At 46.7% G+C, this 16916-nt stretch carries 12 protein-coding genes; 10 read left to right on the forward strand and 2 right to left on the reverse strand.

Going from position 1 to position 16916, the window contains the following annotated elements:
• Window positions 1-12 precede the first annotated feature (12 nt).
• The 6 genes from J2X05_RS13690 (at window position 13) to J2X05_RS13715 (ending at window position 8197) form a co-directional block, all read left to right on the forward strand.
• A complete protein-coding gene (locus J2X05_RS13690; protein WP_310073356.1) occupies window positions 13-2229 on the forward strand; it encodes a methyl-accepting chemotaxis protein in 2217 nt (738 codons plus the stop codon).
• A gap of 57 nt (window positions 2230-2286) precedes the next feature.
• A complete protein-coding gene (locus tag J2X05_RS13695; RefSeq protein ID WP_310073358.1) occupies window positions 2287-2763 on the forward strand; it encodes a chemotaxis protein CheW in 477 nt (158 codons plus the stop codon).
• Between the two features lie 67 nt (window positions 2764-2830).
• A complete protein-coding gene (locus J2X05_RS13700; RefSeq protein ID WP_310073360.1) occupies window positions 2831-5545 on the forward strand; it encodes a methyl-accepting chemotaxis protein in 2715 nt (904 codons plus the stop codon).
• Between the two features lie 69 nt (window positions 5546-5614).
• On the forward strand, window positions 5615-6463 hold the full coding sequence (locus J2X05_RS13705) for a CheR family methyltransferase (RefSeq protein ID WP_310073362.1): 849 nt from the start codon (window positions 5615-5617) through the stop codon (window positions 6461-6463).
• Window positions 6460-7074: a chemoreceptor glutamine deamidase CheD gene (cheD, locus tag J2X05_RS13710; RefSeq protein ID WP_310073364.1), complete on the forward strand. Its 615-nt coding sequence runs from the start codon at window positions 6460-6462 to the stop codon at window positions 7072-7074. The genes J2X05_RS13705 and cheD overlap by 4 nt, the downstream gene beginning before the upstream one ends.
• Window positions 7075-7129: 55 nt before the next feature.
• Window positions 7130-8197 (forward strand): protein-glutamate methylesterase/protein-glutamine glutaminase, encoded by a 1068-nt coding sequence (locus tag J2X05_RS13715; RefSeq protein WP_310073365.1) that lies wholly within the window; start codon window positions 7130-7132, stop codon window positions 8195-8197.
• 23 nt (window positions 8198-8220) lie between these two features.
• On the opposite strand, the gene J2X05_RS13720 is transcribed toward J2X05_RS13715, so the two are convergent.
• Window positions 8221-10512 carry a PAS domain S-box protein gene (locus tag J2X05_RS13720; protein WP_310073366.1) on the reverse strand — a complete coding sequence of 764 codons (2292 nt, stop codon included), beginning with the start codon at window positions 10510-10512 and terminating at the stop codon, window positions 8221-8223.
• Between the two features lie 208 nt (window positions 10513-10720).
• On the opposite strand from J2X05_RS13720, the gene J2X05_RS13725 reads away from it, so the two are divergent.
• Entirely contained in the window at window positions 10721-11080 is a 360-nt protein-coding gene (locus J2X05_RS13725; protein WP_310073368.1) for a 4a-hydroxytetrahydrobiopterin dehydratase, read from the forward strand.
• Window positions 11081-11108: 28 nt separating this feature from the next.
• On the opposite strand, the gene can is transcribed toward J2X05_RS13725, so the two are convergent.
• A complete protein-coding gene (gene can, locus J2X05_RS13730; protein ID WP_310073370.1) occupies window positions 11109-11738 on the reverse strand; it encodes a carbonate dehydratase in 630 nt (209 codons plus the stop codon).
• Between the two features lie 152 nt (window positions 11739-11890).
• On the opposite strand from can, the gene sbcB reads away from it, so the two are divergent.
• The 3 genes from sbcB to J2X05_RS13745 all read left to right on the forward strand — a co-directional run bounded on the left by sbcB (window position 11891) and on the right by J2X05_RS13745 (window position 16865).
• A complete protein-coding gene (gene sbcB / locus J2X05_RS13735) occupies window positions 11891-13369 on the forward strand; it encodes an exodeoxyribonuclease I (protein ID WP_310073373.1) in 1479 nt (492 codons plus the stop codon).
• 149 nt (window positions 13370-13518) lie between these two features.
• Window positions 13519-15414, forward strand: a complete 1896-nt coding sequence (locus tag J2X05_RS13740) for a methyl-accepting chemotaxis protein (protein ID WP_310073375.1) — start codon at window positions 13519-13521, stop codon at window positions 15412-15414.
• Window positions 15415-15647: 233 nt separating this feature from the next.
• Complete coding sequence (locus J2X05_RS13745; protein WP_310073377.1) at window positions 15648-16865, forward strand: argininosuccinate synthase; 1218 nt, start codon at window positions 15648-15650, stop codon at window positions 16863-16865.
• Window positions 16866-16916 lie beyond the last annotated feature (51 nt).

Below are 16916 nucleotides of genomic sequence, written 5' to 3' on the forward strand. Positions count from 1 at the left end.
CAAGGGTATTGTATGGGCATTATCAGAAACATTTTAGATCAATACAGCGGCAATCGTCTGTTGATTGAGGCAATCGAATTGGCAAATTTGCGCGGGCAGGTTGCCGCTATTGGAAAGTCGCAGGCTGTTATTGAATTTGATTTGGAGGGAAATATATTAACGGCGAATGACAACTTCCTTAACGCTATGGGTTATCAGCTAGACGAAATAAAAGGCAAGCATCATCGAATGTTTGTAGATGACCGCTATCAAAAAAGTGCAGAGTATAAAGCGTTTTGGGCGCGTTTAGCGCGCGGTGAATATGATAGCGGACAATACAAACGTGTTGGGAAAACTGGCAAAGAGATATGGATACAAGCAAGCTACAACCCCATTATGGATAGCAATAACAAACCGTTTAAAGTGGTGAAATATGCTACGGATATAACCGCAGACGTAATGCGTAATGCGGATTACTCCGGACAGTTGGCTGCAATAAGTAAATCCCAGGCAGTTATAGAATTTGCATTGGATGGCACTATTTTGAATGCCAATGAAAATTTTCTAAATGTGTTGGGCTATCGTTTGGATGAGGTGAAAGGGCAGCATCACCGTATATTTGTTGATTCTGCTGATCAGCAATCAGCTGCATATCGCCAGTTTTGGGAGCGTCTGGGGCGTGGAGAGTTTGATGCAGGCCAATATAAGCGCATTGCAAAGAATGGACATGAAGTATGGATACAGGCCAGCTATAACCCAATTATGGATGCGAATAATAAACCGTTTAAGGTGGTGAAATACGCAACGGATATTACGGGAGAAAAAATCAGGAATGCTGATTACTCCGGGCAGTTGGCTGCGATTGGAAAATCACAAGCAGTTATTGAATTCAGTTTGGATGGTGTAATCCTCAATGCAAATGACAATTTTTTAAGTGTGCTGGGTTACAGTTTGCCGGAGGTTAAAGGGAATCATCACAGTATGTTTGTGGATGCGGCTTACCGCCAGAGCAGTGAGTATAAAATGTTTTGGGAACGATTGGGGCGCGGGGAGTATGACGCAGGACAGTATAAGCGCATAGGTCGTGGCGGCAAAGAAGTGTGGATACAAGCCAGCTATAACCCAATTCTGGATGTTAATAATAAACCATTTAAAGTAGTGAAATATGCCACTGATATTACCGAGCAAGTGAATAGCGTGCAGGCAATGAAGGAGGCCGTAGATCAGGTTCAGGATGCAGTGAAATATGCAGTTGAGGGTGATCTTACGCAGCGAATTTCCATGGCGGGGAAAACAGGGTTACTTGAATTGATGTGCAATGGCATTAACGCACTCATAGAAAACATGGATGAAATTGTAGGGCAAATTAAAAACGCAGCTGGTGAAATATCAACTGGCGCCAAGGAGATTGCATCGGGCAATAGTGATCTCTCCTCCCGCACTGAGCAACAAGCTGCCAATTTAGAAGAAACAGCATCGAGCATGGAAGAATTAACTTCAACAGTTAAGTTGAATGCTGAGAATGCCAAAGAGGCAAATATGCTTGCTGAAAAAGCCTCTACCGTTGCTATGGGAGGTGGCGATTTAATTCAGCAGGTTGTGATGACCATGAGTGCCATTAATGAATCGTCACGAAAAATTGCTGACATTATTGGTGTCATTGATGGGATTGCTTTTCAAACTAACATCCTTGCCTTGAATGCCGCTGTAGAAGCCGCGCGCGCAGGTGATCAAGGGCGGGGGTTTGCGGTAGTGGCATCAGAGGTGCGCACATTGGCGCAGCGCTCAGCCAATGCCGCGAAAGATATTAAAGGGTTAATATCAGATTCGGTTAAAAAAATTGAAAGTGGTAATGCTCTGGTCGGAAAATCCGGTGAGACAATGAAAGAGGTCGTTAATTCGATTAAACGCGTTAATGACATCATGACTGAGATTGCTGCTGCGTCTGCCGAGCAGTCGCAAGGCATTCAGGAAGTATCGACCGCAGTGTCACAAATGGACGAAATGACACAACAAAACGCTGCTTTAGTAGAAGAGGCAGCCGCAGCCGCTGAAAGCCTGCAATCGCAAGCAAATCAATTAACACAGCGTGTTGCAGTGTTTCAGGTTAATAATTATTTGAGTGATGCATTGCCAACACCGGTTATGCGTACCGTAATTGCCAATCCAAGTGTTAAACCTATAGCAAAACCTACCACTAAAAAATTGCTTACAGCCAAGCCACAAGTTGATGAGTGGGAAACTTTTTAACTAACCATCACATACGATAATTGATGAATTGTAAATACAGCACAGTCGGAGTGACTTATGCCAGATGTTGCCAATATCCAAAAGGACCAAGAGTTTTTAACCTTTACTTTGGGTGAGGAAAATTACGCATTGGATATCCTCACGGTAAAAGAAATTCGTGGTTACGAATCCGTAACTAAAATTGCTAATGCTCCCGCTTTCATTAAAGGCGTTATTAACCTCAGAGGGGATATAGTACCTATTGTTGACTTGCGCATAAAGTTTAACGTAGGAGATGCAACCTATGATGAATTTACCATTGTAATTGTGTTGCACATTCAAAATCGTATTGTAGGGATTGTAGTTGATGGAGTGTCTGATGTGGTCAGTTTGAATAAAGATGAATTACGCCCGCCTCCCGATTTTGGTGTGGCATTTGACAGTCGATATTTGTTGGGCCTTGCGACCATTAATGAGCAGATGATTATTATGGTGGATATTAATGAATTGATATCCAGCGAAGAAATGAGTTTATTTAGCTCAAGCGAAAGTTAATGCATTGAAATGATGTTGAATAAGTCTATTAGGAAATAAATTTGCAATATTTATGTGGAGTATCAACATGATCTTTGAAAACATTAAAGTTAAAGCAAAATTAATTATCAGCTTCATTGTTGTGGCCTTGGTCAGTGCTGTTGTCGGGATTTTCGGTATTTCAAATATGTCGAAAATAAACCATTCAGTAACAACTATGTATGAAAAAGAAGTTCTTGGTGTCTCTTATATTAAAGATGCCAATATCAACTTGGTAGAGGTGGCTCGAGATTGGCGCGCAGCTATTATTGCCACCGATAGGGATGAAAAATTATCGAAATTGGAAAGTGCAAAAAAAAGTCTGGCAGCCTTTGATGGGAATCTGGAGAAAGCCAAACCGCTATTTTACACGCAAAAAGGCAAGGAAACGTTTTCCAAGCTTGAGGAGCACATAGATCAATGGGAATCTACGATGCAAACTGTATTTCGATTGGTTCCCAATGAAAATGTCGCCGCTTTGAGTGCTGAATTTGAAGCTTTACTCCCGGTTGCCCGTGAGCAACTGAAAGATGTTGATAGCTATTTGGGTGAGCTTGGTAAAGCCAAGGTAGAAAACGCGGAAAATGCATCACGGGATATATTTGAGCTTTATCAATTTAGTCGCTCCACCATGATAGGCGTCATCCTTGTGGGTATTATAATTGGCGCAGCTATCGGTTACTTTATATCGCAATTGATTACCCGTCCTTTGAGTGAAGCTGTGGAGGTTGCCAGAAAGCTGTCCGCCGGGGATGTGAGCGGTACAATCACAGCCAAGGGCTCGGATGAGCTAGGGGAATTGTTGTCCTCTATGTCTGTAATGAAAGAATCCATCAAAGAAGGATTTATTATTGCGGAATCCAATGCGCGCGTGAAACAGGCTTTGGATGCTACTTCATCAAACGTTATGCTTGCAGATGCCAATCGCAATATTATTTACATGAACAAGGCAGTCGAAGCAATGCTCCGTAAGGTAGAGCCAGATTTGCGGAAGGCGCTACCTCATTTCTCTGTCGATAAAGTCTTGGGCAGCAGTATGGATATATTCCATAAAAATCCTGCCCACCAAAGTACGTTATTGGCCAATCTACGCGAAACCTACGTTGGCAATATTGTAGTGGCTGGCTTAAGTTTTAGATTAATAGCCAACCCGATTTTTTCGGAAAAAGGCGAACGATTGGGTTCAGTAGTGGAATGGATTGACCGCACCAAAGAAGTAGCTGCTGAACATGAAATGAGTCGAATTTTGGGTGCGTTGGAAACTACCACAACAAATGTGATGATTGCTGATCCTGAGCGAAAAATTATCTACATGAATAAATCCGTCGAAAAAATGCTGCGTGTTGCGGAGGCTGATATACGTTCAGTGTTGCCACATTTTGCGGTAGATAAAATTGTCGGCAGCAATATGGATATATTCCATAAAAATCCAGCACACCAAATGAAGCTCCTGGAAAACCTGACGACTACCTACACTTCCAATATCGTAGTTGGCAAACGCCATTTTCGCTTGGTGGCAAATCCTATTTTTTCCAAGGACGGCACGCGCCTTGGGTCGGTAGTTGAGTGGTTGGATAGAACTATCGAAGTGGGTGTTGAAGTGGAAGTGAATGCCCTGGTTGAGGCTGCGGCCGCAGGTAATTTTAGCGAGCGAATCAAAACCGAAGGTAAAGATGGCTTTTTCTTGAAATTGGCAGATGGCTTGAATGTGCTGGTTACTACTGCAGAAAAAGGGTTGAACGATGTGGCGCGCGTGCTCGGTGCCATCGCCAAAGGCGATCTCACAGAAAGAATTGATGCCGATTATTTGGGAACATTTGGCGAACTCAAAAATTACTGTAACGAAACCACCAGCAGTCTTACCAGTATGTTGGGCGATATCCGCACTGCTGCAGATACAATTTTTACTGCCTCAAGTGAAATTGCCCAAGGTAATGCGGATTTATCATCGCGCACCGAGCAGCAGGCGGCAAATTTGGAAGAGACTGCATCATCAATGGAGGAGTTAACCTCAACCGTGAAGCTCAATGCGGACAATGCAAAACAAGCGAATGTTCTCGCCGAGCAAGCATCTACTGTAGCCACTGATGGCGGTACATTGATTCAGCAAGTAGTAACGACCATGAATGCGATCAATGAATCCGCACGCAAAATTTCTGACATTATTGGTGTGATTGATGGTATCGCATTCCAAACCAATATCCTCGCATTAAATGCCGCAGTAGAGGCTGCACGTGCCGGTGATCAGGGACGAGGGTTTGCTGTTGTTGCATCAGAGGTGCGCACACTCGCACAGCGTTCAGCGAATGCCGCAAAAGATATTAAAGCGTTGATTTCAGATTCGGTACAAAAAATTGATAACGGCAATCAGTTGGTGGGTAAATCTGGCGATACCATGAAAGAGATAGTTAACGCGATTAAACGCGTTAACGACATTATGGCGGAAATTGCCGCCGCTTCGGCCGAACAATCGACGGGTATTGAAGAGGTATCGACTGCTGTATCGCAAATGGATGAAATGACACAACAAAATGCCGCACTGGTGGAAGAGGCTGCAGCTGCGGCAGAGAGTATGCAATCGCAAGCAGACCAATTAACCCAAAGTGTGGCGCAATTTCGGTTGTCTGACGACCAGTTACACCGTCCGGCTCCAGCAAAACGTGTGGCAGCCCCGTCAAAGCCTGCACTTAAAAAAGCCCCTGTTGTCAGTAAAAAATTAACACCGCCGCCATCATCACAGGACGATGAATGGGAACAGTTTTAATTCCCGCTTCGATGTTATAGCGGCTGTAGCCAGCCGCTTGATGAATGATCATCAGTGCGGATGACGATAGTGAAAAATATTCCGGAACGTGAATTCAATTATGCTGATGCCGACTTTGCCCGGGTGAAGGCTATTATCTATCGCAAAGCCGGGATTAATTTGGGTGATAGTAAAAAGCAATTGGTGTACAGCCGCTTGGCGCGGCGGTTGCGGGTTTTACAATTAGATAATTTTGATGAATATCTTGCTTACCTTGATCACAATAAAAATGAACAGCAAGAATTTATTAATGCGCTAACCACCAATCTCACTGCCTTTTTTCGCGAGGCGCATCATTTTTCTACTCTTGCCGATTATGCTCGCAATCGAAAAGCTACTGCAGGTAAGTTGCGCGTTTGGTGCGCGGCATCCAGTACTGGTGAGGAGCCTTATTCGATTGCGATGACGCTAGTAGAAGCCTATGGCTCCTATTCACCTCCGGTAGAAATTATTGCCTCCGATATAGACAGCTCGGTCTTAGAGTTTGCTGCTCAAGGTATTTATTCTCTGGATCGGTTGGATGTCTTGAGCCTTGAACAAAAAAAGCATTTTTTTTTACGCGGCAAGGGACGAAATAACGGCAGCGCAAAAGTGATCGATAAGTTGCGCCAATTGGTCGACTTTCGCCAAATCAATTTGCTGGATCGCGACTGGCGTTTGGGAGCAGGGTTTGATGTGATCTTCTGTCGCAATGTAATGATTTATTTTGATAAGCCAACCCAGTTACAGCTGCTCGAGCGTATGGTGCGCCTGTTGAAGCCGGAGGGTCTATATATTGCTGGCCATTCAGAAAGTTTTTCTAACGCCTCTCATTTGGTTAAGTTAGTTGCTAAGACGACCTATAAGCTTATTGATAATCATGCAGGTGAGCGCCAATGAACTTTGATAATAATGTTCATCTTGCACCTACTACCTATTATGACCGTCACTTTGAACGGCACGCGGTAAAAATATTACCTGGAGAATATTTCGTTACCAATGGCGACAAATTGATAGTAACTGTGCTGGGCTCCTGTGTGGCGGTATGTCTGCGTGACAAGGTCAATGGAATTGGTGGGATGAACCATTTTTTATTGCCAAATGATGGCACTAATGAAACCGGCTTGCTGACTGAGTCAGCGCGTTATGGCGTCTATGCGATGGAGTTGCTTGTCAATCATTTGTTAAAAATGGGCGCAACGCGAGCGCGTATGGAAGCTAAAGTATTTGGCGGAGGCAACGTGTTGCCTGGTCTTAAAGTAAATAATGTCGGTCAGCGCAATGTGGAGTTTGTCTTGGATTATTTGCAAACCGAGAGAATACCCATAGTCGCAAAGGATTTGCTCGATGATTATCCGCGCAAAGTTTATTTTTTCCCAGACACCGGAAAAGTCCTCGTGAAAAAAATTAAATCTATACATAACACCACTATTGTTGATCGCGAAAGTGAGTACCGGATGAAGGTCAAGTTCACGCCTAAGAGCGGTGAAGTGGAATTGTTTAATGATTAAGTTTTTACCTTTGGCCTTTTTTTCATAAACAGAATATTGAGTGATTGGACTGCGCATGACAATTAAAGTATTGGTGGTAGATGATTCGGCGTTGGTGCGCAGCCTATTGGCTGAGATTATCCGCGAGACTCCCGATATGACGCTTGTAGGGGCTGCGCCCGATGCCTATGTGGCGCGCGATATGGTGAATGAATTTGCACCTGATGTAATTACCTTGGATATTGAAATGCCGCGCATGGATGGTTTGGCATTTTTGGAAAAGCTAATGAAGGCTCGCCCCACACCTGTGGTAATGATTTCAACCCTGACTGAAGCCGGTGCAGAGGCAACCTTGCATGCATTGGAGTTAGGCGCAGTTGATTTTATTCCCAAGCCAAAATTGGGTGTCACCAGTGGTATTCGTGAATACGCCGAGTTGATTGTAGAAAAAATTCGTGCGGCAGCGGCGGTGCGGGTGAAAGCCAGTGTTAAGAAAAGCCAACCGGATATATCACCAAACCAAAAAGCTGTGATATCAGGGCGCTTGCAAAGTACTGAAAAAATAATTGCAATAGGTGCCTCAACCGGTGGCACAGAGGCGATTAAAGATTTATTGATGCAATTACCTACTGCCGTACCTGGAATTGTGATGACCCAGCACATGCCTGCTGGTTTTACCCGCACCTATGCTGAACGTTTAAATAAAGTGACGCGCTTGCATGTGGTGGAAGCAAAAGGCGGCGAGCGTATTTTACCTGGGCACGCTTTTTTAGCGCCCGGTGGTCATCATTTGGTGGTGGTGCGCTCGGGAGCGGATTATATCGTGAAGCTATCTGACGCCGAACCTGTGCATCGTCACCGGCCTGCGGTGGATGTGATGATGGAATCTGTGGCGTTGGCCGGTGGTAAAAATGTGTTGGGGGTGTTGCTAACCGGTATGGGTAAAGATGGCGCCAAGGGCATGTTGGATATTCGAAATCAGGGCGGTTATACCTTTGCGCAGGATGAGGCGAGCTGTGTTGTTTACGGCATGCCGAAAGAGGCGGTGGTTATAGGTGGAGTCGATCAGGTAGTCGCCTTGGAGCGGATGGGGGCTGCGCTGTTAGATAAAATTAACACTATGGGCAGCGGCAATCGTTTGTAATATCCCACTAGGGATCAATCCCGCTATGCGAATTGTTTAAATGCCTGCGGGAACTCCACGACAAAATAATATTCCTCATTCTTGTTTTCCATATCCTTTTTCTCTATGTAAATATTTCCGTGCATTTTTTCAATAATTTCTTTTGCAATCGCAAGGCCCAAGTCACCTTCGGCATACTGTTCCTGATTGATTGGCTCGCCATGCCGGCCAAAATACAGCGTTAGATTTTTGCGGATATTTTCGGAGAGCGTTTTGCCTCCAATGCTAAAGCTGATTTTAACCCGGCTGCGATCTTCATTCACCCGAACCTGTAACTCACTTTTGGGATCGGTCAATTTTAAGGTGTATTGCAGTAGTTGCGCCAAAGCCTGGTAAAAGCGCGAGCTATCAGCGTGGATAGTGAGGTCGTTCGCAGCGGCTTTTATTGACATGCTGCACTGATATATATCGCTATAGACTTTATTGCGTCTTAATGTCTCTTCAAGCAGCGGTAGTACCATTTGAGTCTGTAATTTAAAGGCAGCTTCTCCATTGGAAAGGTTTTGCGCCTCAATTAAATCATTCATTAGTTTTTGTAATTTAATACTGTTGTTCTTGGCTATGGTGACCGCGTGCTGGAATGATTCCGGGAGAGCGTCTGGATCATTGGTTTGTAACAGGCTAATCGCTTCAGCAATCACGTTTAAAGGTCCGAGAATTTCTTTGCTGGCGGCACTGATAAATTGGCTGCGCAAACTATCAACCCGTCTTTTTTCAGTGATATCGCGCACTATGCCAATAAAAATCGGCTCCCCATTTTGGAATACCCGCGACACCATTAAATCCATGGGAAACTCATCGCCATTACGTCGTAATCCACTGACCTCACGTCCGATGCCGAGAATATTCTTTTTGCCCGTTTTCAGATGATTTTTTAGGTAGCCATTGTGCTGTGATTTGTGCGGCTCCGGCATGAGCTCGCTGACATTCTTGCCGATAATCTGCTTGGCGCGATACCCAAAAATAGTTTCGGCCGCATGATTAAAACTTTGGATAATCCCCTCTTTTGATATGGTGATGATACCGTCAGCAATATCATTGAGGATTGTTTGCGTGTGTTGGGTGCTGGCTTCCAACGCGGCCTTGTCATGCGCATGTTGTTGCTCGTGATTCATGGTTTGCACAAATTGCGCGATGCTTTTAAGGATGGGCTCCAGTTCTTCGGCGGTTTGGGTAGTGTAACCGAGGGGCGAATTAGCCAGCCCGAGAATAGCAATTTGTTCGCGCCCACTGAATATAGGAATACCAATAAAACTGCCGATGGCCGGGTGCCCTTGGGGCAAGGTGCCTGCGCGCATGTCGCGTGCAAGGTTGGGGCTGATAATGGGTTTGTCCGAGCGCATAATCATGCCAAACATATTGTCCAGATTGCGGTATTCACCATTTTCCGGCAGGTTGGTCGCACGGAAGTTTTCTAATATACGGTCCTCTTTTTTATGGCTGCCAAATACCAGAGCGCACATATAAGGTTTTTTTTCCGAGTCTTTTTTTACTTGGCCAATAAAACCTAACTCGCTGTGGCAAATTGGCAGAGTCTCGTGTAGCAGCGTACTGAGTGCAGTTTTTATGTCGCCATCACTAATGTAAATGGATTGGGCGTTATTGATAATTTTTTCCAGTTTTTGTTTGTGATTTAATTTGTTGGTGAGCTGCAATAAGCGAAAGTTTTTATTGAGTTGATCTTCCATGTTGTGACGTGCACGTGTGGAGCTGGCGATAACAAAAAAGATAAATAACAAACTCATGCCAGTCATGGCGATGGCGGTTGGGCCATCTTCTAAAAAAATCATCACACTGAGCGGGGAGATGGCGAGAACCACAAAGCCCAGCGATGAATATTTATCGACATTCAGTGATGTCATCGAGCCGCTCGCTACGCCCGCGAGGGAAAATGCCAGGAGCGCTTGATAAATAGTGTCATCGTGTGCGAACAATAAAATCGCAGCCATGCCCCAAGCCGCTCCGGTTAGCCATACACCGATACGGAAGCAGCTCATCCAAAAAAGTGTGGAGTAGAGTTGGTGCACGTTGTGCCAGAATATCCACAGAATCAGTCGCGCCAGCAAAGAGCTGCCCAATAATAGGTTCCATAAAATAATTTCTGCCTGGCCAATGACTTTCCAGTGCGAGATGCTGAGGATCAGTGCGATGATGATGGAGGAGAGCAGCGATATCGGCAGGCTATGGTAGAGCGAGCGCATTTGTTCGTCAGCCAGCGTAAACTGGCTGAGTGCCTCATCGTCTATAGGTTGCTGTAATAGCGTCTTCTCGGGCATTGAATATTCCGTTAATCAACTGGTGTAGGTTGTAGGAGGGCACGGGAGTGGTTGCGATGGAACTGGTATAAGCTGCTGTGAGTATAGAACAGCTTGTGCTGGTTTCTAGTGTGTCATCTTGATCATCTTAGATGTTCTTGCGACTGCGGCCTATTACAAGTTATTACCCGATTTTTTGATTTAAGTACTGTTCGATACGAGGTGAATAATGAGTAGTTTAAGTGAGAAAAACTGTAGCGCTTGCCGCGCTGATTCGCCCCTGCTCAGCGAAGCCGATTTGCAAGCGGCGCTGCTACAGTTGCCGGAGTGGGCGGTGGAAATCGTGGCGGGGGTTAATCAGCTTACGCGCACCTATCGTTTTAACAATTTTGTGCAGGCCATGGCGTTTACCCAAGCGGTGGGGGCGTTGGCGGAGGAATATGGCCACCACCCTGCACTGTTAACCGAGTGGGGCAAGGTAAAGGTGAGCTGGTGGACACATAAGATTCGTGGCTTGCATGAAAATGATGTGATTATGGCGGCTAAAACTGAACAGTTATTTCATGCAAGGTTTGCCGCTGGTGTTTAACAGCGGCGCATTTTAATGAAGGCGACTTTTAATAAAGTCGATACTGCTCGGGAATTTGTTCGATGCGATCGATCGGCGGGGTGAGTTTGTGCAAGATGCCGTCATGAATATCGTAAATCCAACCGTGAATAGTTAACTCCTGACCACGCGCCCACGCATTTTGTACGATATTGCTGCGCGAAATATTGTCCACCTGCTGTATTACGTTCAGCTCGCATAGGCGGTTTACTCGCTCATCCTGATCATCCAGTCGATCAAGCACATTTTTGTTGGCGTAATACACATCGCGGATATTGCGCAACCAGTAATCGATCAGCCCCAGTTTGTGATTTTCCAACGCTGCCCTGACACCGCCGCAACCATAGTGGCCGGTAACCATTACATGCTTCACTTTCAAAAACTCTACGGCGTAATTTAATACGGTCATGCAGTTCAAGTCGGTATGGATAACGACGTTGGCGACATTGCGGTGCACGAAGATCTCGCCGGGTGCCAGATTGAGAATCTGGTTAGCGGGTACACGGCTATCGGAGCAACCTATCCACAAATATTCCGGGGCTTGCTGTTTGGCCAGATTGGAAAAAAAGTCAGGCTCCTTACGTCTGATGTCTTCTGCCCATTTCACGTTGGCGGCAAACAGGCTATCTAAATCACTCATGGCATTCTCCCCGTGGACACTTACAAAATTCAAAATTGTGGTGTGGCTTTGCGACGCAAAAATCAGGCCGCAGTATAGGGGAAAGCGAAGGTCGAGTGTTACATTGTGCTTTTTCTTAGGCTTGATCCGTATAATCTGAAGGGATAAAAACAATGAAGCCCGCTGTGCAAAATACCCTCTACTGGCACGATTACGAAACCTGGGGCGAAACCCCTGCGCTTGATAAACCCTCACAATTTGCCGGTATTCGCACCGATGAGGAATTAAATATCCTCGGTGAGCCGCTGATGATCTATTGCAAACCCGCGCATGATTTATTGCCCAAACCGGAGGCCTGTTTGATCACTGGTCTGCTTCCACAGGTGGCGGAAGAGCGCGGCCTGCCGGAGTGCGAATTTATCGCGGCGATCCATGCGGAATTAGCCCGCCCCGGCACCTGCGGCGTGGGTTACAACTCCATTCGTTTTGACGATGAAGTTACGCGCTATATGCTCTACCGCAATTTTTATGATCCCTATGAACGCGAGTGGCGCAACGGCAATTCGCGCTGGGACATTATCGATATGGTGCGCATGACCCGCGCCCTGCGTCCCGAGGGTATTGAGTGGCCTAATTACGAGGATGGCCGCCCCTGTTTTAAATTGGAGATGCTGAGTAAAGCCAACAATCTCAAGCATGAGGCGGCGCACGATGCGCTCTCGGATGTTTACGCCACCATCGCCGTGGCCAGGCTCATCAAAACCAAACAACCCAAGCTGTACGACTACGCTTATCGCCTGCGCGATAAACGGTTTGTCGCCAGCCTGATCGATATTGATAGTCATAAACCGCTGCTGCATATCTCGTCGCGCTTCCCCGTTGAAAATGGCAATGCGGCGCTGGTCTTGCCGCTGATGATGCATCCCACGAACAAGAATTCGGTGATCGCATTTAACCTGGGCACTGATCCGCAAGCGTTGCTGACCTTGCCAGTTGATGAGTTGCGCTTGCGTCTATTTACTCGCACGGAGGATTTACCTGAGGGAGTTGAGCGTCTGGCGCTTAAGGAAATCCACTTGAACAAAACCCCTATGGTGTTGCCGCCGTCGATGTTAGATGACTCGACAGCGCAGCGATTGGCAATTGATAAACCGACCTGTGAACAACACTGGCAAACCTTGCGCAATCTCAGTCTCTACGAGCGGCAATCCCTGCAACAGAAGCTTTACCAGCTCTATAGCGGCCAGGAGTTTGCGGAAAAAACCGACCCGGAACAAATGCTCTACAGCGGTTTTTTTGATGAGCAGGACAAACAGTTGATGGTGCAGGTACGTCAAGCAACGCCTGAGTTACTGTCACGCGAACCATTTGCTTTTCGTGATCCGCGCTTAAAAGAAATGCTGTTTCGCTACCGCGCACGCAATTTCCCAACTAGTCTTAGCCATGAGGAGCGACAGCGTTGGCTGGCATTTTGCCGCTGGCGGTTAACCGCCAAAGAGGCGCAAGCCAGCTTAACCCTGGATGAGTTTTATAAACGCGTACAGCTGCTGGTGGCGGATGAGAACACAACTGAATCGCAACAAGATCTGTTAAAGCAATTGGCAGTATATGCCGATAAGTTAAAACAGAGCCTTTTTGGACCAGATGTATAAATAACGGAGGCGTGTTTAGCAGTAATCACTACAACAATGGCCAGATGAATAAATAAGGAAAGGGTCTGGTCGGTACGCATAACTACTTTCCATTAATAATTATATTTTCCATCTTTCACGGGGTGGACCACTATGTTGGAGGTCAAATAATGTCGGCTCGCTGGTCATTACGCAAGAAAATAAGTGCGTCAGTTGCGGTATCGCTCCTGCTCGTTGGATGCGCAGTTTCCTATCTCTCATATTCCTCTGCCATGAGGGCGATGGAGATCAATATCAACCGTCAGGTCGCCGGTATTTCCGCGACCTTCAGTAAATACGTCCATGACTGGTTTGCACTCAAAGGAAAGGCTCTGGAAGGCTTTCCCGCCAGTGCGACGGAAGAAAGCTACAACGCGCATCTCACCCAGGTAAAAATTTCGGCTGATGTAGACAACAGTTTCCTGGCCTTTGCCGACGGCAAACTCTACAACGCTAATAATCTGGTGATGGCGCCGGGCAATGATGATCCGCGTGTCTGGGGTTGGTATATAGCAGCTGTTAAAAACCCGCGCGAAACCTTCATCGATAATCCCTCGGTCGCATCGGCAACAGGGAAAAATGTGGTATCACTCGGGCGTGCGGTAATCAATAGCGATGGCAGCATCAAAGCTATTCTCGGCGTTGATGTGGTAATTGATGCAATCGTCCAGCAGCTGCGCGATATCGATTTACCGGGCAACGGTTATATGTTTATCGCACGCGGCGACAAGGTGTTTTCCCACGCTGACCAAAAGCTGTTGAATAAATCCCTGTTGGATATTTCCGCTGATCTAACCAGTAGCAAACTTGAACAATTGTTGCGTGCAAAAGATGGTTTATATCTGATTGAATTGGATGGCAAGACCATGCAAATTTTTGCCGACGCCATCCCTGGTACCGATTTGACCCTGATCATGGTGTTGGAGCGCGAGCTATTAGTCGGTCCCGTCCATTCCACGCTGCTGGGGCAGTTAGCCGCGATTTTGATTTTGCTGGTAGTCACAATATTGGTGCTCAACTGGTTTAACGGCGTACTCTTGTTGCCGCTCCACAATGTGTCCCAGTCGCTGTCAGACATTGCATCCGGTGGTGGTGATTTGTCGCGTCGCCTGCCGGTGACTTCCAATGACGAAGTTGGGTTGTTGGCTGCGAATTTTAATTCGTTTGTCGAGCATATGAATGATCTGGTCAAACATATCCGCACTCAGGCGACTGACCTACAGGACAATGCCCGTGCTATGGCCGATTCAGCGGTGACATCAGTGCGTGAGTTGGGGGTACAGCAACAGCAAATCGGCATGGTGGTGCAGGCCATGAATGAGATGACCAGCGCGACCCAGGAAATCGCCCATCACGCCGAACACACCGCAGATTCGGTGCGCGAATCAGTCAACAGCGCGAGCGATGGCAAGCAGCAAGTGGATAAAACCCGCGACTCGATCGTTGTGCTGGCTGAGAAGGTGGAGCAGGCTGGCGGTGTTATTTCTACCCTCAATACGAATGCGCAAAATATCAGCGGTATTCTCGCTACGATCAAAGGCATCGCTGAGCAGACCAACTTGCTAGCGCTCAACGCGGCGATTGAAGCGGCGCGTGCCGGTGAGCAGGGCAGGGGGTTTGCAGTGGTGGCGGATGAAGTGCGGGTGCTATCGCAGCGTACCCATGCCAGCACCGAGGAAATTCAGTCCATGATTGGCTCTTTGCAATCGACTGCGCAAAATGCAGTATCGATCATGGAGGAGGGGCGTCGCCTTGCCACTGGTAGTGTTGATAATGCCGACAACGCCTCCCACTCCCTCGATAAAATTAACGTAGCCGTAGGTGCAATCAGTGGCATGGCGGTGCAGATTGCCACTGCAGCAGAAGAGCAAAGCCATGTGGTGAAAGAGGTGTTGAATAATATCAACGCGATTAAACAAGTGGCTGACAACTCCGCTGAAGTTGCCCACCAAGGTGATGCGCGTGCACAAAGCTTACAGGATTTGGCGCGTGCGCTTAACGCTAAGGTGTCTACCTTCCGCCTGTAAAAATTGCTGAATTTATTCGCACAGCAGAAGCAGCCCATAAGGCTGCTTTTGTTTTTGGAGTAGGGGGTTAGCTAATGGCTGAGAGCTATTTTCATTTAGTGCTAAAAGCAGTGATTTAGCCGTCGCAAGTGTGGGAATTTGGCCGGCTTGCGAGTACAATCCCGCGCCCAAGTAGGTACTGGTCTATGGCTTGTGCCCGGTGAATTGTCAACGAGTTATAGCGGGAGCTTCCCATGTCATCTATCAAGAAAGTCGTGTTGGCCTATTCCGGTGGCCTCGATACCTCAGTTATCGTCAAATGGCTGCAAGAAAACTACAACTGTGAAGTAATCACCTTTACCGCTGACATAGGTCAGGGTGAAGAAGTAGAGCCAGCGCGTGCTAAAGCCGAAGCGCTTGGTGTTAAGCAAATTTATATCGACGATCTGCGTGAAGAATTTGTCCGCGATTTTGTATTCCCTATGTTCCGCGCTAACACTATTTACGAAGGTGAATATCTGCTCGGTACGTCTATTGCTCGCCCATTGATCGCCAAGCGTTTGATTGAAATCGCCAACGAAGTGGGTGCAGATGCAATTTCCCATGGCGCTACCGGTAAAGGTAATGACCAAGTTCGTTTTGAACTGGGTGCCTACGCACTTAAGCCAGGTATCAAAGTAATCGCCCCATGGCGTGAGTGGGATCTGACTTCCCGCGAAACCCTGATGGCTTATTGTGAGAAGCACAATATTCCTGTTGATTACTCCAAGAAGAAAAAATCACCTTACTCTATGGATGCTAACCTGCTGCACATCTCTTACGAAGGCAAAGTTCTGGAAAACCCATGGACTGAAGCTGAAGAAGATATGTGGCGCTGGACTGTTGCTCCTGAAGCAGCTCCGGATAAAGCGACATACCTTGAATTGACTTACGAAAAAGGCGATATCGTTGCTATAGATGGCAAACCAATGTCTCCCGCTACCGTACTGGCTTACTTGAACAAAGTAGGCGGTGAGAACGGTGTTGGTCGTCTGGATATTGTAGAGAATCGCTACGTAGGCATGAAATCTCGCGGCTGCTATGAAACTCCTGGTGGCACCATCATGATGCGTGCGCACCGTGCGATTGAATCTATCACCTTGGACCGTGAAGTTGCCCACTTGAAGGACAGCTTGATTCCCAAGTATGCGGACATGATTTACAACGGCTACTGGTGGAGTCCTGAGCGTCTTATGATGCAGGCGATGATTGATCAGTCACAAGTGCATGTGAATGGCGATGTGCGTGTGAAGCTGTATAAAGGTTCTGTAAGTGTGGTTGGCCGTCGTTCTCCCGACAGTCTGTTTGACGAAAAAATAGCGACCTTCGAAGACGATGCCGGTGCATACAACCAGAAAGATGCAGAAGGCTTCATTAAACTGAATGCGCTGCGTATGCGTATTGCTGCTAACAAAGGTCGTTCTCTCAAGTAAAACAGTTCATTAAAACATTGTGGCACCTGCATCCACTTGCAGATGCGGGTT

Source organism: Cellvibrio fibrivorans, assembly GCF_031457055.1.
Taxonomy (GTDB): domain Bacteria; phylum Pseudomonadota; class Gammaproteobacteria; order Pseudomonadales; family Cellvibrionaceae; genus Cellvibrio; species Cellvibrio fibrivorans.